Source organism: Myroides odoratus (assembly GCF_965118575.1).
Lineage (GTDB): Bacteria > Bacteroidota > Bacteroidia > Flavobacteriales > Flavobacteriaceae > Flavobacterium > Flavobacterium odoratum_B.
Map to the genome: position 1 here is coordinate 1 of NZ_CBCPHW010000031.1, position 21,778 is coordinate 21,778.

Annotated in this window: 11 protein-coding genes and 1 pseudogene; 5 read left to right on the plus strand and 7 right to left on the minus strand. The window is 34.1% G+C overall.

Annotated elements, in window-relative coordinates; genetic code table 11:
* A pseudogene (locus ACMHJ2_RS17230) lies at positions 1-2,307 on the minus strand (hypothetical protein); the annotation flags it as partial.
* 824 nt (positions 2,308-3,131) lie between these two features.
* A complete protein-coding gene (locus ACMHJ2_RS17235) occupies positions 3,132-4,328 on the minus strand; it encodes a pyridoxal phosphate-dependent aminotransferase (RefSeq protein WP_413514098.1) in 1,197 nt (398 codons plus the stop codon).
* A 207-nt stretch (positions 4,329-4,535) separates the two neighbouring features.
* Between ACMHJ2_RS17235 and ccsA the strand changes: the two genes are divergently transcribed.
* The 4 genes from ccsA to ACMHJ2_RS17255 all read left to right on the plus strand — a co-directional run bounded on the left by ccsA (position 4,536) and on the right by ACMHJ2_RS17255 (position 13,839).
* Entirely contained in the window at positions 4,536-7,706 is a 3,171-nt protein-coding gene (gene ccsA / locus ACMHJ2_RS17240) for a cytochrome c biogenesis protein CcsA (RefSeq protein ID WP_413514099.1), read from the plus strand.
* Between the two features lie 632 nt (positions 7,707-8,338).
* Complete coding sequence (locus ACMHJ2_RS17245) at positions 8,339-9,619, plus strand: TolC family protein (protein WP_413514100.1); 1,281 nt, start codon at positions 8,339-8,341, stop codon at positions 9,617-9,619.
* Position 9,620: 1 nt separating this feature from the next.
* Positions 9,621-10,733, plus strand: coding sequence for an efflux RND transporter periplasmic adaptor subunit (locus tag ACMHJ2_RS17250; protein WP_413514101.1), 1,113 nt, complete (start codon positions 9,621-9,623; stop codon positions 10,731-10,733).
* A gap of 19 nt (positions 10,734-10,752) precedes the next feature.
* Complete coding sequence (locus tag ACMHJ2_RS17255) at positions 10,753-13,839, plus strand: efflux RND transporter permease subunit (RefSeq protein WP_413514102.1); 3,087 nt, start codon at positions 10,753-10,755, stop codon at positions 13,837-13,839.
* Between the two features lie 412 nt (positions 13,840-14,251).
* Here the strand turns inward: ACMHJ2_RS17255 and dnaK are convergent, their stop codons facing one another.
* Positions 14,252-16,156, minus strand: coding sequence for a molecular chaperone DnaK (dnaK, locus tag ACMHJ2_RS17260; protein ID WP_413514103.1), 1,905 nt, complete (start codon positions 16,154-16,156; stop codon positions 14,252-14,254).
* A 406-nt stretch (positions 16,157-16,562) separates the two neighbouring features.
* On the opposite strand from dnaK, the gene ACMHJ2_RS17265 reads away from it, so the two are divergent.
* Positions 16,563-17,987: an L-serine ammonia-lyase gene (locus tag ACMHJ2_RS17265; protein WP_413514104.1), complete on the plus strand. Its 1,425-nt coding sequence runs from the start codon at positions 16,563-16,565 to the stop codon at positions 17,985-17,987.
* Between the two features lie 895 nt (positions 17,988-18,882).
* Here the strand turns inward: ACMHJ2_RS17265 and ACMHJ2_RS17270 are convergent.
* The 4 genes from ACMHJ2_RS17270 to ACMHJ2_RS17285 form a co-directional block, all read right to left on the minus strand.
* A complete protein-coding gene (locus tag ACMHJ2_RS17270; protein ID WP_413514105.1) occupies positions 18,883-19,599 on the minus strand; it encodes a hypothetical protein in 717 nt (238 codons plus the stop codon).
* A 199-nt stretch (positions 19,600-19,798) separates the two neighbouring features.
* Positions 19,799-20,251, minus strand: coding sequence for a hypothetical protein (locus tag ACMHJ2_RS17275; protein WP_413514106.1), 453 nt, complete (start codon positions 20,249-20,251; stop codon positions 19,799-19,801).
* Positions 20,252-20,538: 287 nt separating this feature from the next.
* A complete protein-coding gene (locus tag ACMHJ2_RS17280) occupies positions 20,539-21,024 on the minus strand; it encodes a hypothetical protein (protein ID WP_413514107.1) in 486 nt (161 codons plus the stop codon).
* A 1-nt stretch (position 21,025) separates the two neighbouring features.
* The gene (locus ACMHJ2_RS17285; protein WP_413514108.1) at positions 21,026-21,757 is read right to left on the minus strand and encodes a hypothetical protein; all 732 of its coding nucleotides are present in this window, start codon (positions 21,755-21,757) and stop codon (positions 21,026-21,028) included.
* Positions 21,758-21,778 lie beyond the last annotated feature (21 nt).

A 21,778-nucleotide genomic window follows, 5' to 3' on the forward strand; every position in this document is an offset into this window, starting at 1 on the left:
TGCTGGATTAACTGTTGTTGGAACTACTCCTTTATTTGCTATTAAGTACGATTCTGAAACATAGTATTGTTTGTTGTCAACCGTGATGATTGTCGTTTGACTTTCATTTGCTTGAACGATAGTTTCGAATTTGCTGTTATCAACATTTACCCATGAATTTGTAGTAGCATCCCACTCTTGGAAGATTACATCTCCTGTAGTTTGATCGTAAACAATTTTAGTGAAGCCACCTGTTGTTTCTGTTAAATGCGTGATATATTCATTGATTGTTGGGTATGTATTTCCGTCAACTGTGATAGGACCGTGGTTTACAATTTCTTCAAAATTGTTGATCACTCCACCTACAACATCAATCGCATAAATACCTTCTGGTAAATTTGCTGGATTAACTGTTGTTGGAACAACTCCATTATTTGCAGTTAAATAAGCTTCTGAAACGTAGTATTGTTTGTTGTCAACCGTGATGATTGTCGTTTGACTTTCATTTGATTTTACAACGCTATCTTTAGTTACCCATTTTACTGTTCCATCTGTATCAGTAACCAATATTGTTTCATTGGCTCCTTTTTCAATTTGTGTAACCTTTAATTCACCTCCTATTTGAGCTAAATCAAATTTATCTTGATTAATTGTTAACTGAACATCTTTTAAGACAACGCCTGCTTCTAGTGAAACAGTAAGTAAGTCATTCACAGAAGTCAATGCTTTTCCATCTATATTTAAAGATGAAAGATTTTGATACACAACAGTACCATCTGCCTGAACAACTGGAACTTTTCCTGCTTCAACTCCTTCAGCTCCTAATTTTTCAGCGGTAACTGAACCATTTTTCAACATTTCAGTAGATAATTTATCTACTAAACTTACCGTTGCAGGAACATTGTTTACAGTAGAGATTAAATCCGTACCAACTAAAGTCAATTCATTGGTTGTAATAGCATCTTGGGCAGACCAGATTACATTACCTGCTGCATCAACAACTAAAACATCCCCAGCATTTCCTTTTTGAAGCTGCGTAAGGTTTAACGTACCACCAATATTCTGTAAGCTTAATTTTGACTCATTAATATCAAGGCTTGTTGTTTTTAATACAGCACCTCTACCATCCGTAACAACGATTTTTTCATTACCCGTTAAATCTTTTCCGTTTAAAGCTGTATCTAAGTTTACCGTTAAATTACCATCAACATCAATATCTAATCCACTTCCAGGTTTTACAACACCTGCTACATCTCTAGTTGCTGTTGGCACATTTAATGTATACGTAATTGTATTTCCAACGGTAGTTTTTACTACCTTAATATTTGTTCCTTCTAGTAATTCTGTTACATATTGATTCTCTTTTACAATCGCATTTACATCAACCGTATGAGGTGCATTTTCCTCATCTGTATAAACTAATTCTCTTGTAGTGGCATTATAGATTAATGAAGTAAGCGATTGTTCAACTTTTACTAATTGCTTTAGTACATTGTACAAATCAACATCAGTTCTAGTGCGAATTACCTCTGTAATATCACCAATTACAGTAATATTCTGAACAGCTCCAACTTCATTTGTATAGGTATATGTACCTGGTTGAACACGAACTAAGTTCGTAACCGTTTCATGTGCTTTTATAAGCTGACCAAGGTCTAAAGTAGTCGTAACTCCTGCCTCATCAACGAATGAAATAGTACCTGCGACCTGATTAATAGCAATAGAAGTAACTGTTTCAAATGATTTAACAGCTGCTTTAATATCTACAGTAACCACTAAACCTCGCTCATTTGAGTAAGTTAAAGCTCCTGTAGCAGTGTCATATCCTAAAACAGTTACTGTTTCATATTGCTGCACGATGTCTTCAAAGTTGATTTCAACTTTATTTCCACCATTGTCGATGTAATATAATTTATCCCCTTCATAAATTACATTACCTTCTGTATTTCTAACTATGTTTTCGATAAGGTTGGTTACCTTATCGCCTTCCATATTTAATATTTCTTGAAAGTTATTTACAACGATACCTGGTATATCACTGTCTGCTGTTAAACGCAACCATTTATCTACAAACCAATAATAATAACCTGGTTTAATAGCCGCATTTGTAGTAGTATTAAATACCATTAAACTATTAATGTTGCCATTGGTAATTGTCTTGTCATCTTTGGTATCCAATAAAGGAACTCTAGGAATCAATAAACCTCTGTCCTTAGCTTCAATTGTCAATTCGGCAGACTTGTTAGGTGTATTTGTACCAACCCCTACCTGTGCATTTGCTGACATTGCCCCCAATAATAGAGCAACTGGTATTAATCTTTTTTTCATAACTAAGTATTTTGCATTTTACTGCGTAATCATTTGTTAATTTTTCAATTTTATCTTAGCTTTAGTTTTTAACTAAATCTAGTGTCTTATGGTTAAATCTTATCTAAACCAACTTAATAAAGGAGGTATGCCTTGCGTTTTTACTCCTTGTATTATTTATGACAAAATTGATTAATATCCTTATAAATTACGTTTCACATTATTAGCAAGAACGACATTCCAACAATATGAAACCAAACTAAATACCTAGTAATCAAATATTTAAAAAAAAGAAAAAACCAATCATGTTGCATTTTCTATACGTACAAAAAAAATGAGCAAAAACTGATAAAAATCATTTGATTCATGCCCTAGTATCCCATTTCTGCATATAAAAAAACTAAAAACCTCTTTTCCTGTGCAATTTGAACCTAAAAAAGAAAGTTAAATAGTTAAAGAAATTAGCGACTGGTGGGGCTTTTATTTCCTATAAATTCTTAAATAAAAAAAGAAATACAAAATAAATTTTGAAATTTGCTCCTTTACTTCATACAAAAAAGAGGTATAACTCTAAACAGATAAAAAAAGGCTTGCATAGATTAATTTTAAGACACATATATTTGTTTTCACACCTATTATTCCTAGAAGACATAATTAACACCTCTAAAGCGCTTATTTTAAATAAATCTCGTTATTCTAGGAGAAGAATAATTTTTTAAGCCTATTTTTAAAGCAAATTACGAACTTCAGCCTTGATTAAAAATTGATCCAAAAAAGTTAAAACAAAAAAAAGCCACGTAAATCACGTGACTTTATTCCCTTATTTTATGAAATCGAATTCTTTTTTATTCGATGGTTTGATATACTTTTAAAGCTTCTTTTAAAACCGCTGCAGAGCGAATTAAATCTTCTTTCTTTAAAACGTAAGCCATGCGTGCTTCATTTAACCCAACATTTGGTGTAGAGTAAAATCCTTCAGCTGGTGCTATCATAACAGTATCACCATTTAAGTCAAACTCTTCCAATAACCATTTGGCAAAATGATCTACATTTTTAACTGGAAATTTAGCTACACAGTAAAAAGATCCATTAGGTACCGTTACTTCTACTCCATCAATGGCTTGCAAGGCTTGAATAAAAACATCTCTGCGTTCTTTATATTCTGTGATTACCTCATCAAAATACGATTGAGGTGTATCTAAAGCAGCCTCAGCAGCGATTTGTTCAAAAGTAGGAGGAGAAAGACGTGCTTGTGCAAATTTCATGGCTGCATCCATCAACTCTTTGTTTTTAGAAACAATACAACCAATACGAGCTCCACACATACTATAACGTTTAGAAACAGAATCGATCATAATTGCATGATTGGCTAATGCTGGAATACTCATTACCGAAATATGTTTAAATCCATCATAAGCAAATTCGCGATATACTTCATCGGCAATTAAAAATAAATCATGCTTAATTACCAAAGCAGCTAATTGCTTCATTTCTTCTTCAGCATATAAATATCCAGTTGGATTACCGGGATTACAAATCAAAATTGCTTTTGTTTTTGATGTAATCAATTTTTCAAATTCAGCAATTGAAGGTAACGCAAATCCTGTATCAATCGTTGACATGACCGGTACAATAGTTACTCCATTAGAAATTGAAAAACCATTATAATTGGCATAAAAAGGTTCTGGAATAATAATTTCATCTCCTGGATCCATCGTACTACCTAAAGCAAACATCAAAGCTTCTGACCCTCCGGTTGTAATGATAATATCTTGTGCATTTACATCTAACTGATGTTTTTGATAATATAGGGCTAGTTTATTTCTATAACTTTCAAAACCGGCTGAATGACTATATTCTAATACTTCAATTTTAGCATCTTTCACTGCCTGTAAAGCACCAACTGGTGTTTTAATATCAGGTTGACCAATGTTTAAATGATATACATGATGTCCTTTTTGTTTTGCTTTTTCGGCAAAAGGAACCAATTTTCTAATCGGAGACTCAGGCATCTGAACGCCTTTTTGAGAGATTTTTGGCATGGATAATTTTTTATTAATTCACTAAATAGCGACCAAACCTTGTTGATTTATTAATCATCGATCAAATGAGGTAAAGATCTTTGCAAATTTACTTATTTTTAGACATAAAAAAAGTAAATTTCAAACCTAAATATTAAGTTAAATATACCCGTTTACTGGGCATTTTGGTTATTTTTGTTCCATTAAAAAACAACGTATCTACAACTCATGGATAAAAAAATCATATCTTTTTTCTCCTCAACCCGACTAATGGCCGTTCTTTTCATCGTATATGCAGTGGCCCTTGCTCTAGGAACTTTTATTGAGGATCGCTACAATACGACAACTGCCCGAATTCTGATTTACAATACGAAATGGTTCGAGTTAATCATGCTTTTCTTCTTGATTAACTTTATCGGAAACATCAAGCGCTACCGTTTACTATCCAAAGAAAAATGGTCTACCTTTATGTTACATGCGGCCTTTATTCTAATTTTGATCGGTGCATTTATTACCCGATACATCAGTTTTGAAGGAATGATGCCTATTCGTGAAGGGGAAACTGCAGATAGTATTTTCTCTGACAAAACCTTCTTAACTGTTATGACAGATGGGGAATATGAAGGGGAAACAAGAAGACGTACTTTCGAAAGAGATCAGTATTTCTCTCAGGTAACGAATAACCACTTCAAAATGAAAGAAGACTTCAACGAGATTCCCTTTGAAGTAGAATACAAAGATTTTATTATGGCTGCTGAAGAAGTAATTGAAGCAGATCCAAATGGAACAAATTTCTTAAAACTAGTTGAATCTGGCGATGGTGAACGACATGAACATTTCTTACAAGAAGGTCAAGTAGCTAGTATTCACGGCGTTTTATTTGGTTATAATGCACCAACAGATGGCGCTATTAATATTTCTTCTGAAAATGGAGAATTCTTCATAGACACCCCTTTTGCAGGTAATTTTATGAAAATGGCTGATCAATCTACTGGAGATGTTACAGCCAATGAAAAACAACCTTTAAATTTCCGCTCTTTATACACTATGGCCGGTACCCAATTTGTATTACCTGAATTGCCAATGAAGGGAAAAACAACGGTGGTTTCTAATGGTGATTTTAAAGATAAAATGACTCCTGATGCTTTAATTGTTACGGTTCGTTCACAAGGCCAAGAAAAAGATGTCATCTTAAAAGGGAAAGCAGGAAGAATGGGTGAACCTCAATCTTTTCAATTGGGTGATTTAGAATTCACTCTAATGTATGGTAGTAAAGTATATACAACACCTTTTCAGGTACATTTAAACAAATTTATCGCTGCTAAATACCCTGGAACCGAAAAGAGTTATTCTGCTTTTGAAAGTCAAGTAACGGTTATAGATGGTGATCAAACCTTTGATGCTCGAATTTACATGAATAATATTTTAGATTACCAAGGATACCGCTTCTTTCAAGCTCAATTTGATCCAGATGAAAAAGGAACAATTTTATCAGTAAATCACGATTTCTGGGGAACCTGGATTACATATATCGGTTATACGATTTTATATATTGGTTTAATCCTTATTCTATTTGACAAAAATTCGCGTTTTGCTGATTTAAAACGCAAGCTAAATAAAGTAAGAGAGAAGAAAGCTTCTATGCTAACTGTTCTAATTCTTTTATTCTCATTAGGAGCTTCAGCTCAGCATATGCATGCTCCTGATAAACCAACACCAGCCGTAATTGACTCGATTATTCACGCGAATACGGTGGATAAAGAACACGCTGCAAAATTTGGTTCTTTGGTTATCCAAGATTTTGGAGGACGTATGAAACCAATCAATACTTTCTCTTCTGAGTTATTGAGAAAAGTGTATAAATCAGAGACTTACCAAGGCTTAACACCCGATCAAGTTTTCTTATCGATGACACAATTCACCGTTGCTCAGCAGATGCAAGGAGCGCCTAACTTTTGGTATTTTGCTCCTATCATCGAATTAAAAAGAGGTAACGATAAAATAATTGAAGTTCTTGGTTTACCTGCTGGAAGTAAATATGCCGCTTTTGTTGATTTTTTTGATGAAAATGGAAATTACAAACTAGTAAAATATGTAGAGGAAGCCAACCATTCTAGTGTTAAAGATCAATTCCAAAAAGATTACTTAGATTTAGACGGTAAAGTTGCTTTATTAAATGCTGCTTTTACAGGTAGAATTTTAACTATTTTTCCAATTCCAAACCACGATAATGACAAATGGATTTCTCCGTTGGAATTAAATGAATCAGGTATGACGGGGATGGATTCTACTTTCACGAAGAATATCCTATCTCGCATGTATATTCCTGCTTTATTTGAAGCCAAACAAACCAATAACTATGCGAAAGCGAATGAATATTTAGAACATCTAAATACGTTCCAGCATTCTTATGGTAAAACCATAATGCCTTCGGATAATAAAATTAAATTCGAAATTCTATATAATCAATACGATATATTTAAAACACTATATCGATATTATATGGCGGTAGCTATATTCTCGTTTATCTTTATCATTGCAGCGATCTTAAAACCAACTAAATTCTCTACGAGAATGATTAAAATAGGACGCTGGTTAACCGTGATTCTATTTGCAATTCACACTTTAGGATTAGCAGTACGTTGGTACGTTTCGGGCCATGCTCCATGGAGTGATGCTTATGAATCAGTTATTTACGTCGCTTGGGCAACTACCCTTTTCGGGATTTATTTTGGAAAAAAATCAGAATTAACCATCGCTTCAACAGCCTTTGTTGCTGGAATGATCTTATGGGGAGCGCATCTAAATTACATGGATCCGGCTATTTCTAACTTACAACCCGTATTGAACTCGTATTGGTTAATTATCCACGTTGCCATTATCGTAGCGAGTTATGGTCCTTTTACTTTGGGTATGATTCTAGGTATTGTCTCTTTAGTATTGATGATTTTAACCAATAGCAAGAACAAGAAAAAAATGGATCTAAACATCAAAGAGCTAACCTATATCAATGAAATGGCATTAACCGTAGGTTTAGTACTCTTAACGATAGGAAACTTCTTAGGAGGACAATGGGCCAATGAAAGTTGGGGTCGTTACTGGGGATGGGATCCAAAAGAAACATGGGCTTTAATTAGTATTATGATTTACGCTTTTGTGATTCACGCTCGTTTAGTACCTGCTTTGCGTGGTACCTGGATTTACAATGTATTTAGTATCTTGGCTTATTACGCGATCATGATGACGTACTTTGGGGTAAACTTCTATTTAAGTGGATTGCACTCCTATGCGTCAGGTGATAAAGTAATTACACCTTCAATCATTTGGTGGTCTGTGGCCTTTGTTGCAGTACTGAGCATTTTATCTTTCATACAATACAGAAAGCATCTAAAAAAATAAAATATACTCCTTCAAAATACCTCAAAAAGGCTGTCTTTAATTAAAGACAGCCTTTTTTTATGCCTTAAAAACACATTTTTATTACTAGCCTATAGGATTAATAGAGCTAGTAAATGCGTTTTATCTTATAAAAAAAAGCTTAAAAAACGAGGGGCTACTCTTTTGAGACAGCCCCTCGTTTTATACTTTTCTATTCCTCTTTCAAACCTTAGAAGTCTTTTATTCCTTTCTAAATTAGGTTTCCTCCCCTATTTCCTACACCATGCTTCGTGATTCCTTCGGAAAAAGGGGCCTTTTTCCGAAGGAATCACGAAGGAGTCACGAAGAATTCCCGAAGGAGTTCCAAACAACTACCCTATTTGCCTGTAAATTCCCTCTAATTTTTAACATTGCTACCTATACTAGGTTAAAAACACTCATAAACAATCCAATATAGTATAAAAAAAAACAGTATTTTCACTTACTATTTTAAAAATTTAGATTTCAACAAATGAATTATATAAAACACCGATTTATAGTCAACATATTAATGATTCTAATCGAATTCTAATCTACTTTTAATATCCTATTAATGCGACTCCAAAGCCACTGTAATATGCAAATTGTAATTTTGAACAATAAATTAAAACAAGATGTTTAGAAGTGTACTAACCTTATCCTTTTTCGCTTTATCTGTATGCCTTATATATGCACAGGATAAACAGCAAAAACTGACGTTAAGCAAACCCGATGTAGAGACTCTATTTTTAGAACAAAATTTAGATTTATTGGCTAAAAAACTAGAAATCTCCCAAGCAGAAGCCCAGCTGATTCAAGCGCGCTTATGGCCTAATCCCACTTTTGAGATTTCGGAAGTAAATGCTTGGCGTACAACAGATATAGAAGAACAACCTACCATTTTTGGCAATTGGGGTACTTCACAGCAAATATCGCTACACTTAGAACAAGAAATAGAAACAGCAGGTAAAAGACGCAAGCGAATTGATTTGCAAAAATTAACGATTGAAGAGCGCAAAACGGATTTTGAAATCGTTTTACGCGAAACCAAACTATCTTTGCGCAATACCTTAACTTCTATCCAAGTTTTACAAAAGCAACAACAAATTTATCAAAAGCAAATAGACAACACGAGTCTATTGATTACAGGGTATAAAAATCAATTAAACCAAGGCAATATAAGTCACAGTGAATACATTCGTTTAAAAGCAGCTCAGCTTCAATTTAAAAAAGAACTGGTTGATATTTCCAAAGATTTAGAAGAATCTCTCAAAGAGTTAAAAAACTTTATCAATATAGGCACCCATACGCAAATCTATATTACAGGTGAACTAGAGGTTCCTACCAAATTGGTAAGTGAATTACAAATAGAAGATTGGATTATCCATGCGCTAGAAAATAGACCGGATGTCCTACTCAATGAAAATCTTATCAATCAAGCCAAAAAGCAAGTTGCTATTGAAAAAGCTGAACGCACGCCGAATGTTACCGTTGCCGTTGATTATGATCGCGGAGGAAATATTATGCGCGATTTCGTTGGTTTTGGCTTATCCTTTGACTTACCTATTTTTGATCGAAACAAAGGAAATATCAAAGAAGCAAAATTAGGCGTTCAACTCGCAGAAATTGAAGCTAAAAGCAAAAAAAATGAAGTAGCAAATGATATTATTGAAGCCCTTAGAAACTATATGCAGTCGAGAGAGTTATACAATCAAATTGATTCCGATTATGAAGATCAACTCGATAAATTAGTAGAGGCTTATGTAAAAAACTTTCAAAAAAGAAACGTAAGTATGATTGAATATCTAGATTTCGTAGAAGCTTACTTAGATAACAAAAACATCTTATTAGAGACCAAAAAAGATTTAAACGAACAATTAGAAAATTTACAATTTGCTGTTGGAAAAGATATATAATATGAAACACCTCAAAATGACCTCAAAATATACGATGGGCTATGCCTTACTAGCTTTACTGACCTTCTCTGCTTGTAAACAACAAGAATCGTCAGTTGCACAAGAAGATAAGTACTGTATTCCTGAAGAAATTAGCAAGGAATTAAATTTTGCTAAAGTAACACAACGTCCTATTCAACGAACCATTAGTTTGAATGGAACGGTTGAATACAATCAAGATAAAACGATTCCCTTTTACAGTTTGATTGAAGGTATTGTGGTTACAGCGAAATTTTCGCTGGGTGATTATGTCAAAAAAGGACAACTGCTTGCAGAAATCAGAAGTACGGATTTAAATGAATTTAAAACGGAATTACGTGCAACAGAAGCAGAATTAAAAGTAGCTAAACGCGAATTAGAATCTGTTTCTTCTATGTATAAAGATGGAATTTCTTCACAAAAGGAACTGATAGAAGCAGAAGAAGATGTACAAGTATTAGAAAGTAAATTGCGTGCAGCTAAGAGTAATTTATCCATGTTTAATGGGCAAAATAAAGAGGGAATTTATCAAATTATTGCCCCACAAGACGGTTACATTGTTACTAAAAGTATTGTTGCTGGTATGACCATTACCGATACAGATGAGCCTCTTTTTACCATTGCTAACCTAAGTGATGTATGGATTATGGCCAATGTATATGCTACTTCAATGCGCTATGTCAACCTCAACGCAGAGGTACAAGTGAGTACACTCGCCTATCCGGATGAGAAGTTTGAAGGTAAAATATCCAATATTTCACAGGTTTTTGATGCTGAAGAACGTGTTTTAAAAGCACGTATTGTCTTGACAAATCACGAAATGAAATTGCGTCCTGGGATGTCAGCAGAAATTTACTTATTAATTGATGACAAGCAAGGAGAAGCCTTAGCTGTGCCTAATAATGCTATTATTTTTGACAACAATCAAAACTATGTAGTCACCTATAAAGACAATTGTCATCAAGAAATTCGCCAGATAACGCCGATTACTAAAAACGCCGAATTTACCTATATCAAAGGAGGAGTTGAAGCAGGAGAAACCGTTATTACCACGAATGAATTATTAATTTACGAGCAATTAAACAATCACTTGTAATTCAAAAGAAAAGTAGAACATGCAAAAATTTGTCAAAAATATTGTAGCCTTTTCCCTAAAAAACACGTTCATTGTTATTTTTGGCGTGTTGTTATTGTTATTTGGGGGAATCTACAGCTACATACATACGCCTATTGAGGCCTTTCCGGATGTAACCAATACCCGCGCGCGTATTATTACGCAATGGCCAGGTCGCAGTGCAGAAGAAATAGAAAAATTTATCACCTTGCCCATCTCCAAAGAGATGAACACCATTCCCAATAAAGCAGAAGTTCGATCGATTTCCTTATTTGGTTTATCGGTTGTAACGGTATTATTCAATGATGATATTGACGATTTTTATGCCCAACAATATGCATCAAACCGCATGGGAAGTGTTAATTTACCTGAGGGAGCGGATTTTGAAATAGAACCCCCTTCGGGTGCAACAGGTGAAATTTTTCGCTACATCATCCAAAGTGATTTACCCATCAAAGAGGTTACTTCTATCCAAGACTGGGTGGTCGAACGAGAATTGTTATCTGTACCTGGTATAGCGGATGTAGTGAGTTTTGGCGGGGAAGAAAAAACCTTCGAAATACGAATTAATCCAACTGAATTAGTAAACTATGGATTATCTCCTTTAGATGTATATGAAGCCGTTGAAAAAAGCAACATTAACGTTGGTGGAGATGTTATTCAACGTGGAGATCAAGCGTATGTTGTACGTGGTGTTGGTCTATTAGACAACATTGAAGATATTGAGAATATCCTCATTGAGGTTAAAGGCAATACCCCTATTTTAGTCAAACATGTTGCACAAGTTGTAGTCAATGCAAAGCCGAGATTGGGTCAAGTAGGCTATCAAGATGAAGAAGATGTTGTACAAGGTATAGTCGTGATGCTACGCGGTGAAAACCCTAGTGAGGTAATTAACAAATTAAAACTGAAAATTGAGGATTTAAATGATCGTATATTACCTAAAAATGTAAAGATTGTTCCTATTATTGATCGAACAGATCTAGTAAATACAACGGTTCATACCGTAACTAAAAACCTAATTGAAGGGGTTTTATTGGTATCAGTTATTGTATTTATATTTTTGTATAATTGGCGCACAACGTTCATTGTTGCTTCTGTGATTCCGTTGTCTTTCTTGTTCGCAATCATCATGCTAAAAATTCAAGGATTACCTGCCAATTTAATCTCGATGGGTGCCTTGGACTTTGGTTTACTTTTAGAAGGAACCTTAGTGATTGTTGAGCATGTTTTTGTAGGCTTAGAAAAGAAAGCACAAGTTGTTGGCATGAAGCGCTTTAATAAAATGTCAAAATTAGGGACCATTCGAAAAAGTGCCAGTAGCGTAGCGGGTTATATTTTCTTTGCCTTACTGATCTTAATTGTTGCTTTGATGCCTATCTTCTCATTTGAAAAAGTAGAGGGCAAAATGTTTTCACCTCTAGCGTTTACTTTGGGTTATGCCTTATTAGGTTCCTTAATCTTAAGTTTAACCTATGTACCTGCTATGTGTAAGCTCTTGTTAACCAAGAATATTGAAGAAAAAGAAAACTTTATATCGAAATTCTTTAGAACTTCTATTTACAAGATGTTCAACTGGAGTTTTTATCACAAAAAACTAACCTTTGCTTTATTTGGCTTAATCTTAGTTATTTGCGGGGTTCGCTTCCATTATTATGGTTCAGAGTTTCTTCCAAAATTAAACGAAGGTGCCATTTATATTCGAGCAACTCTACCTAGTAGTATCAATCTGGATGAATCGGTTCGATTAACCAAAGAAATGAAGGGAATTCTCCGTAATTATGAGGAAGTGAAATTTGTTTTAACCCAAACGGGACGCCCTAATGATGGAACAGATCCTACGGGATTTTTTAACATCGAATTCCATACGCAACTCAAGCCTGAAAAAGAGTGGAAACGCTCGATTTCCAAGGATGAGTTACTAGACGAAATGCGTGCTTCTTTAGAAAAGTACCCTGGAATCAATTTTGGTTTCAGTCAACCGATTCAAGATAACGTAGAAGAATATGTAGCAGGCGTTAAAAGTTCGTTGGTGATTAAAATATTTGGGGATAATTTATTCGATTTAGAAAAATATGCAAACCAAGTGGCTAAAAGCATCAAGGATGTACCTGGGATTACCGATTTAAATATATTTAAAAACATCGGTCTTCCAGAATTGCGCATCTCTTTGAGCGATTCAAAAATGGCCAAATATGCCGTTACAACTGCGGATGCTCAAGCTGTAATTGCAATGACTATTGGAGGTCAGGCGGCTACTACTTTTTATGAAAATGAGAGAATGTTTGATGTCGTTTTGCGTTTTGACAAAAACTACCGCGATTCGGCAGAAAAAATTGGCGATATTTTAATTCCCAGTTTGGATGGAAAACAAGTACCTCTTAAAGAAATTGCAACCATAGATTACCATACCGGTCCTGCTTTCATCTATCGCGAAGGCAATAGTAGATACATTGGTATTGGCTTTAGTATTGAAGGACGTGATTTAGGTAGTACGATTGCAGAAGCTAGAGCAAAAGTAGAAAAAGAAGTACATCTTCCATCTATCAATAAAATGGAATGGGCGGGTGAATTTGAAAGTAAAGAGAGAGCGGCAAAACAGCTGATTTTGGTTGTTCCAATTTCTTTAATTCTTATTTTAATCTTACTTTATTTCAACTTTGGCAATGTAAAAGATACAGCTATTGCTTCCTTAACCTTGCCTTTTGCTTTTATTGGTGGATTTATATCCCTTTGGCTAACAGGGACTACCTTTGGTATTTCTGCTGGAATTGGCTTTATTATCTTGTTTGGTGTTTCGACAATCGATGGGATTGTCCTCATTGGGGTAATGAAAGAAAACCTCAAGAAAAGGATGCCGTTGGAAGAAGCAATCAGAGATGGTGTTAAAAGTCGTATTAGACCCGTTATTATGATTGCTCTAATGGGGTCTATGGGATTATTACCTGCTGCGCTATCTAATGGGATGGGTTCTGAAATTCAAAAGCCTTTAGCCATTATGATTGTAGGAGGATTAATCATTGGTATGATTTTAGCATTCACTATATTACCACAGGTATTTTATTGGGCGTATAGAAAAAATAAGTGATGGTGATGAGAAATGGGTGAAGGGTTATGAGTTATGGGTTATGGTATGAGTTGTTGATACATAGCCATACGTATGTCATGCTGATCGCAGTGAAGCATCACATCTGTTATTCAGCTTTGTTATTCAGCTTTGTTATTCGTAGTATGGATTTATAGGATGCGACCCTTCGTGCCCTCAGGGAGGCAAACTGTGAGTAAGTACTGTGAGAACTAGTGCTTCCTAGTATATAGTTCCATGAGCACAGGGAATGGGGAGTAGAAATACTGTGTATTAGGGACGTTCAACAGTTAACTGCTTACGGTAAACCGTTAACCTCTAATCCTCCACCCATTTCTCTCCACCCATAACCATAAAAAAACCGAGCCTTAATTCAGACTCGGTTTTTTACTTATAACTAAAAATGTTTAGTTTATTATTTTACTTCTTCGTAGTCAACATCTTGTGGACCTTCAGCATCTCCACCACCTTGACCTTGGTTTGGTTGTGCTTCTTGAGCACCTCCTGGTTGAGACTCTGCTTGAGCTTTGTACATTTCTTCTGAAGCTGCTTTCCAAGCCTCATTGATTTTGTCTAAAGCTGGAGTAATTGTATCCACATCTTTTGTTTCGTACGCTTTTTTCAATTCTTCTAAAGCACCTTCAATTGCCGTTTTATTTGCTGCTGATAATTTATCTCCAAACTCTTTTAATTGTTTGTCTGTTTGGAAAATCATAGCATCTGCTTCGTTGATTTTATCAACGGCTTCTTTTGCTTTTTTATCTGCATCAGCATTTGCTTCTGCTTCTTTTTTCATTCTTTCGATTTCTGCTTCTGTCAATCCTGATGAAGCTTCAATACGAATATCATGTGATTTACCTGTTCCTTTATCTGTTGCAGATACTTTGATAATTCCGTTGGCATCAATATCAAAAGTAACTTCAATTTGAGGTACTCCTCTTTGTGCTGGCGGAAGACCATCTAAATGGAAGCGACCAATTGTTTTATTATCCGCAGCCATTGGTCTTTCTCCTTGTACAACATGGATTTCTACCGAAGGTTGATTATCCGCAGCTGTAGAGAATACTTGTGATTTTTTAGTAGGAATTGTTGTATTTGACTCAATTAATTTAGTAAATACACCGCCCATAGTTTCAATACCTAAAGATAGTGGTGTAACGTCTAACAACAATACATCTTTCACATCTCCAGTTAAAACTCCACCTTGAATAGCTGCTCCAATCGCAACAACCTCATCTGGATTTACTCCTTTGTGTGGTTTTTTACCAAAGAATTTCTCTACTTCTTCTTGGATTCTAGGAATACGTGTAGACCCCCCTACTAAGATTACCTCATCAATATCCGATTTTGATAAACCTGCATCTTTTAATGCTTTCTCACAAGGAATCATAGAACGACGTACTAAATCATCAGACAATTGCTCAAATTTAGCTCTTGTCAACGTTTGTACCAAGTGTTTCGGTCCTGAAGCAGTAGCGGTAATATACGGTAAGTTAATCTCTGTTTGCGTAGCAGATGACAACTCTACTTTTGCTTTTTCCGCTGCTTCTTTTAAACGTTGTAACGCCATTGCATCTTTGCGTAAATCTACGCCTTCTGCACTGTTAAACTCTTCCGCTAACCATTTGATGATTGCGTTGTCAAAGTCATCTCCTCCTAAGTGAGTATCTCCATTTGTAGATAATACTTCAAATACACCGTCTCCTAATTCTAGGATAGAAATATCAAATGTACCTCCTCCTAAATCGTATACTACTACTTTTTGATCTTTTCCTGTTTTGTCTAATCCGTATGCTAATGCAGCCGCTGTAGGCTCATTAATAATACGTCTTACTTTTAATCCTGCAATTTCACCTGCTTCTTTTGTTGCTTGACGTTGTGCGTCATTAAAGTAAGCGGGTACAGTAATTACAGCTTCTGTTACTTCTTGACCTAAGAAATCCTCTGCTGTTTTCTTCATTTTTTGTAAAGTCATGGCAGAAATTTCTTGAGGCGTATATAAACGTCCGTCAATATCAACACGAGGTGTATCGTTATCTCCTTTTACAACACTGTAAGGTACAGCTGTAATTTCTCCTGCTATTTGGCTGAATTTCTCACCCATAAATCGCTTGATAGACGCTACCGTTTTGGTTGGATTTGTTACCGCCTGACGTTTTGCAGGATCTCCAACTTTAATTTCTCCTCCTTCAACAAATGCTACAACTGAAGGTGTTGTTCTTTTTCCTTCTGCATTTGTAATTACTACTGGCTCGTTACCTTCCATTACAGAAACACATGAGTTTGTAGTTCCTAAGTCAATACCAATTATTTTACTCATAATATGTTTATCGTTTATTTCTTTTATACTTAATTTTCTTTCTTATTTTGAACCTCAGGTTCGCTTACTATTAGTCAATCTTTGTGCCAAGAAGCCGCTTTGCCATTTCTGTCCGTTTTTCTATAAAAAACACCTTTACGCAATGTCACTTTGTCACAAAACAAGTCATTTCATTTGCCCGATACCTGTTTTATCGTCAGTTTTACTGACAGTGTTTTGGGATAGTATTCCTTCTTTTTATCATAAATACATCCGCTATCCTAACATAATCACATAAACCTCCTTTCTTTTCAAAGGTATCTCTCCTATCTTACAACTTTCCTACACTTCTGCGTTAAATCCCCTTCTGACACTTGTGACTCTATAGATTTTACTTATCTTCGTAACGATTAAATCAAACAACCTTATGGAATGTATCTCCGTTTTTGATATGCTCAAGATTGGCGTTGGACCCTCGAGCTCACATACGTTAGGTCCATGGAGAGCCGCAGAGCTTTTCTTGAAAGAACTAAAAGAACATCAATTATTTAACCAAGTGCAAAGCGTAACCGTAGATTTATTTGGTTCTCTTTCACTTACAGGTATTGGCCATGCTACAGACTTGGCCGTTATGCTAGGACTTAGTGGTGCTGACCCTGAATACGTTCCCATAGAAAATATCAGCGCAATTATTGCTGAGATTAATACAACCCAAACCCTCCACTTAGGGGCTGAATTGTTTCTTACTTTTGATCCTAAAATTAACATCGTTTTCAATAAAAACTTTTTGCCTTTTCACGCCAATGGGATGACGTTTACTGTTCAAACCTCTACAGGTGAGTCTTATGCGTCTACATTTTATTCTATTGGTGGTGGATTTGTGGTTAAAGAAGAGAGCGCCATTAATATTGAAAAGGACGAAATCAAAGCTACTTTTCCTTATCCTATAGACAAAGCCACTGAGCTATTGGCGTATTGCAAGGAACAAAATAAAATGATTTCTCAAATTGTTTATGAAAATGAGAAATCACTGCGCAGCGAAGATGAGATACACCGTGAATTGTTACGTGTATGGAATACGATGTTGGAATGCATGTACATTGGTTGTCATACGGAAGGGGTTTTACCGGGTGGACTCAATGTACGAAGACGCGCTTATGATTCTCATAGCAATCTAAAAAGTGATTTACCGTATTCCAATCCACAAGAGTGGTTGGGAACGATTCGCAAAACCAAAGTGTACTTCCGTCAGATTCTGAAATGGGTGAGTTGTTTTGCCTTAGCGGTCAATGAGGTGAATGCTTCTTTAGGACGTGTGGTTACAGCACCTACCAATGGAAGTGCGGGGGTGATCCCTGCGGTATTGATGTACTATTTGGTGATTGAAAACCACAAAGCGGGAGACAAAGAAATCAAGCAATTCCTAATGGTTGCGGGTGAAATTGGCAGTATCTTCAAAAAAGGTGCAACTATTTCTGCTGCCATGGGTGGATGTCAAGCGGAGATTGGAGTTTCTAGTGCTATGGCTGCTGGTGCCTTATGTGAATTGATGGGGGGAACACCTGAACAAGTTACGGTAGCTGCAGAAATTGCCATGGAACATCATTTGGGCTTAACCTGTGATCCGATTGGAGGCCTGGTACAGATTCCGTGTATTGAGCGAAATGCCATGGGTGCCATTAAAGCCATTAATGCGGCTGAACTTGCGCTAGATACGGATCCTAAAAATGTAAAGGTTCCGCTAGATAAGGTGGTAAGCACCATGTGGGAAACCGCGAAAGACATGAATAACAAATACAAAGAAACTTCTGAAGGGGGATTGGCTGTGGCTGTGAACTTAGCGGATTGTTAGAAATAGGAAAAATAAAGAACAAATGCGCCCCAAAAGTATAACCTTTTTGGGGCGTATTTATTTTGAAGCTTTCTATTTACATACCTAAAACTATTTTCTGCATATAATAACTTGATAAAAAATAGTTGAGTATAACAGAAAGTAGTAAAAACCAAACAACAATACCTAAGCAGAAATTTTTCCATTTAGAAAAACGATTAAATTGTTCATGGTATATTTTCTAATCGCTTTTAATAGAAAAAAAATAAAGATTAAAAGTAAAAATAGCAAGTAGTGGTAAAAAAATAACTGGATCCTTAAAACTAATCGCTAGCTTGCTATTATGGTATAAGGAATAATAGTTAATGATCGAAAACATCATCAATATTTCTATTACCATTAATGAAACTGTCGCTTTAAAATCACTCCAGAATTTAGGAAAAGAAACCTTTTCCCAAAAATTTATATAACTGATAAAATATATAATAATAGACTTTCATTTATAAAGCTAAATCAAGTTTAGCAGGTTTTAATTTTATGCAAATTTTACCGTTTATCCCAGAAACCTTATTAACCCAGCTATCGAGTACAACATCAGTTGATAAATATACAAAAATATTGCATGAAAAAAAGGTGTTTTTATTTATAAATAGGCTACTAACTTAGGGTATACAACAGCTAATAAAAGATTGAATATGGAACTTAAAAATGGGGCCATTGCATTGATTGTCGCTTAACTGGAGAGATCCTAATAAGCTCCCATTAGATAAAAAAATAGGAGCTAGAATTTCTTCCGATCACCACTAGAACTATCCTATCTTTTTTATTTATTTCTTTTACTAAAACTTTATTCTTTCTCGATACGCATTAACGTTAATAAAACTTCATTAGGATATTTAAAAAACTGATTACTACCCTATTTAACCTCAAAGTCTTCTCTAAAAAAAACAGGTTTCAATCCGATTATATCCTTTTCCAATTGCTTTTTTGGCATTAGGAGATAATACCCCTGAATATTATTCGTTCCCCTATCTTTCGGTGTAATTCTTACATTATAAAAATCATCTCCAAAAGAGGGCATACTATCTTTTGTAAATTTTTTAAAATCACAATAATCTGCATTATAAACTTCATCATGAAACAGAAATAGCATTAGATTTTCTTTATACAATTCTTTATCATAATTTATTTTGATTTCAAAATTAAAAGCTTTATTCTGTTTTATATCCGTTTTATCATAAATAAACTCATGCCAATACCCTTTAGTAAACTGGGACTTATCATTGACAATATATTTAATTGTATTCACATGGTGTATTCCTCCACAATAATTAATATAATTGTAAATACTATCTATCTGTTGATTATGCTCAAAATACCAATCACCAATTCGTCTAAAATTATAGGTCCAACCTCTACTAACTACTCCTTTTGAATCAGTTATAATACTGTAAACTGAATCTGATTTACTATCAAAAAGGTATCGATTTAATACTACATCATCCCGCTCAATACGTTCTTTTTGCTTAAAAGTATAATTTTGATCAATCTCACTATAACCTGTAGTCTTCCTATTATCACAAGCATATAAAAGAAAACTCATCACAAGTAGTGTAATTTTTAAACTGTTCATTTTATTTATCATTAATTTTAGCTGAAAAAGAATCCATTTTTGCTTTTCTCAAAGAGTCTCTAAATATAGAACCTCTTTCGCTTTTATAATCTTGAAAATCATTTATTTGATTTATATTCATCTTAACAGGAACAGAATCATCAATTCCTCTATATAAAGATTGAAACAGTGCTCACCACAAATAAATTTAAAGATTTATTTAATAAAAATAGAGCTCAAACGTTTCACGAATTTTAGATAGCAAGAAATCTATATCCTTACTAAAATCAAATCCTCTTTCTTCAAAAAAATCTTTTGAAATTCCAAAATATTTCTCTTCAATATCCCCCCTTAAATCAACAAAACTCTCAATAGTTTTTGTTTCATTTTTTAATAATTTAGTTGTAGAATAACCACCAATAACTACTGCTTTATTTGAAGTCAAATTAAACAGAATCATCTTCGAATCAATATTCTCAGAATACTTATCAGAAGATCTTAGCACTATATCTTTATCTGTTTTATTTGTTATTAATATTTCAAATTTTACAATAGGAGGAAGACCAGCATGATCATAATTATTAATATCTAAAAATACTTTTGTGATAGTAAAATCTAAATAAACATTCTCTTTTTGGCTACAATTAGTTAGAAAAACTAATACAAAAAACAATAAAAAATTACATTTTATCAATTAATCATCTAATTTATAAATTAAAGGCTTTTGATCAAAACCATCAAAATAAATATATAGTCGCCTACAAGAATAACATCTTATAACAATTTTCATTTGTGAATAAACTAATTCAGAATCAACATTTCCTTCAAAATTATCAAATTCAGTATCAGAAATTATTAAATATTGATTTAAGAAGGTATACCACTTAAATCAATCATTTCACCGCATTTACATTTTAATTTTGGCATAAATTAGTATTTAGGCATGATCATTCTAAGCAATCATGGTACTATATAGTTTTCTAATATTATCTCCTTTTTTTTATCTTTTGCTATACTTTCAAACATTAATAGCATTTCCATAAATTCATCACTTCTTTGCTCAATAACACAGTGGGGTAATTCTATTTTTTTTTCTACATTCTCTTCACGTAATAAAACTTCCGCATTAATTCCATCTTTACTACTATCATCCAAGCAATCCCATTCAATTTTTTTATTTTGTAACAATAAAATAGAATTATAAATTTTTACTATTTCGTCCTCCTGATAATTGTATTTTTCTAACTGTACATTACAATCCACATCTCTGATCATTCTTATGCCTTCCCCTTTAGAATTAACATAATATGAATCTACTGTGAGTTTTTTTTTCAATATAAACTCAATAGACCAATCTTTCATTTTTTTGTTATACTCCTTCCCTATACAACTTCCAAATACAAATGGAATTAACAATACTGTCATTAATTTTTTTATTCTAATCATATCAATTCATATATCTTGTTGCATTTTTCACAATTTCTTCATCGCTCATTTTAATTCCTTTCTTTTGATAATAACTTTTCATTATAGGGACTAAATTATTTATCAATAAAATATTACTATTATTTCTTTCTTGAAAATGTTGTGATTTATTTGCTCTTTGACTTTTCGATATTCTCCCCTCCTCTATTTTTTTATCAACATAATCAACAATATATTTATCTACACTACTTAAATCCAACTTCCCATTGTCATAAAAATCCTTTGCATCTAAAGATACATGTATAAATGCCTCATGTCCAATATCATCTAAGTATCTTTCAACTAGAACACCTTTTTGAGATAACTTAATTGTACTATCAATTCCCCCCTTATCAGTATATTTTGTACTTGTTAGTGCATCTGCATTTACTTTATCATCAAATCCTTTGAATAATAAGTTCATTCCTCTATTATGATACTTCCCATTCTTCTCAAATGTATAACCATTTATGATTTGTCCCTTTTTAGCGTAGTCAGCTAAAAACTTACGTCCTGTTCCCGAATCAGCAAAAAACTCAAAAGCATCTACTAAACTTTGATTTACATAATTACCAGTAGAATTTTTACTATATATCCAAGAAAAATCTATCTCTTCTCCATTCGGATCAATAAATATTATAGGATTATTATTAACATAAGCATAAGGGTTTATATTTGGATATTTCTCCGCCAACGGATCCACACTCTTCCACATCTACTCCTGCTTTTGCTCGCG

Bases quoted from the DNA above. Each gene is read 5' to 3' on its own strand.
- ACMHJ2_RS17235 (WP_413514098.1), bottom strand. From the start codon at position 4,328: ATGCCAAAAATCTCTCAAAAAGGCGTTCAGATGCCTGAGTCTCCGATT.
- ccsA (WP_413514099.1), top strand. From the start codon at position 4,536: ATGGATAAAAAAATCATATCTTTTTTCTCCTCAACCCGACTAATGGCC.
- ACMHJ2_RS17245 (WP_413514100.1), top strand. From the start codon at position 8,339: ATGTTTAGAAGTGTACTAACCTTATCCTTTTTCGCTTTATCTGTATGC.
- ACMHJ2_RS17250 (WP_413514101.1), top strand. From the start codon at position 9,621: ATGAAACACCTCAAAATGACCTCAAAATATACGATGGGCTATGCCTTA.
- ACMHJ2_RS17255 (WP_413514102.1), top strand. From the start codon at position 10,753: ATGCAAAAATTTGTCAAAAATATTGTAGCCTTTTCCCTAAAAAACACG.
- dnaK (WP_413514103.1), bottom strand. From the start codon at position 16,156: ATGAGTAAAATAATTGGTATTGACTTAGGAACTACAAACTCATGTGTT.
- ACMHJ2_RS17265 (WP_413514104.1), top strand. From the start codon at position 16,563: ATGGAATGTATCTCCGTTTTTGATATGCTCAAGATTGGCGTTGGACCC.
- ACMHJ2_RS17270 (WP_413514105.1), bottom strand. From the start codon at position 19,599: ATGAACAGTTTAAAAATTACACTACTTGTGATGAGTTTTCTTTTATAT.
- ACMHJ2_RS17280 (WP_413514107.1), bottom strand. From the start codon at position 21,024: ATGATTAGAATAAAAAAATTAATGACAGTATTGTTAATTCCATTTGTA.
- ACMHJ2_RS17285 (WP_413514108.1), bottom strand. From the start codon at position 21,757: ATGTGGAAGAGTGTGGATCCGTTGGCGGAGAAATATCCAAATATAAAC.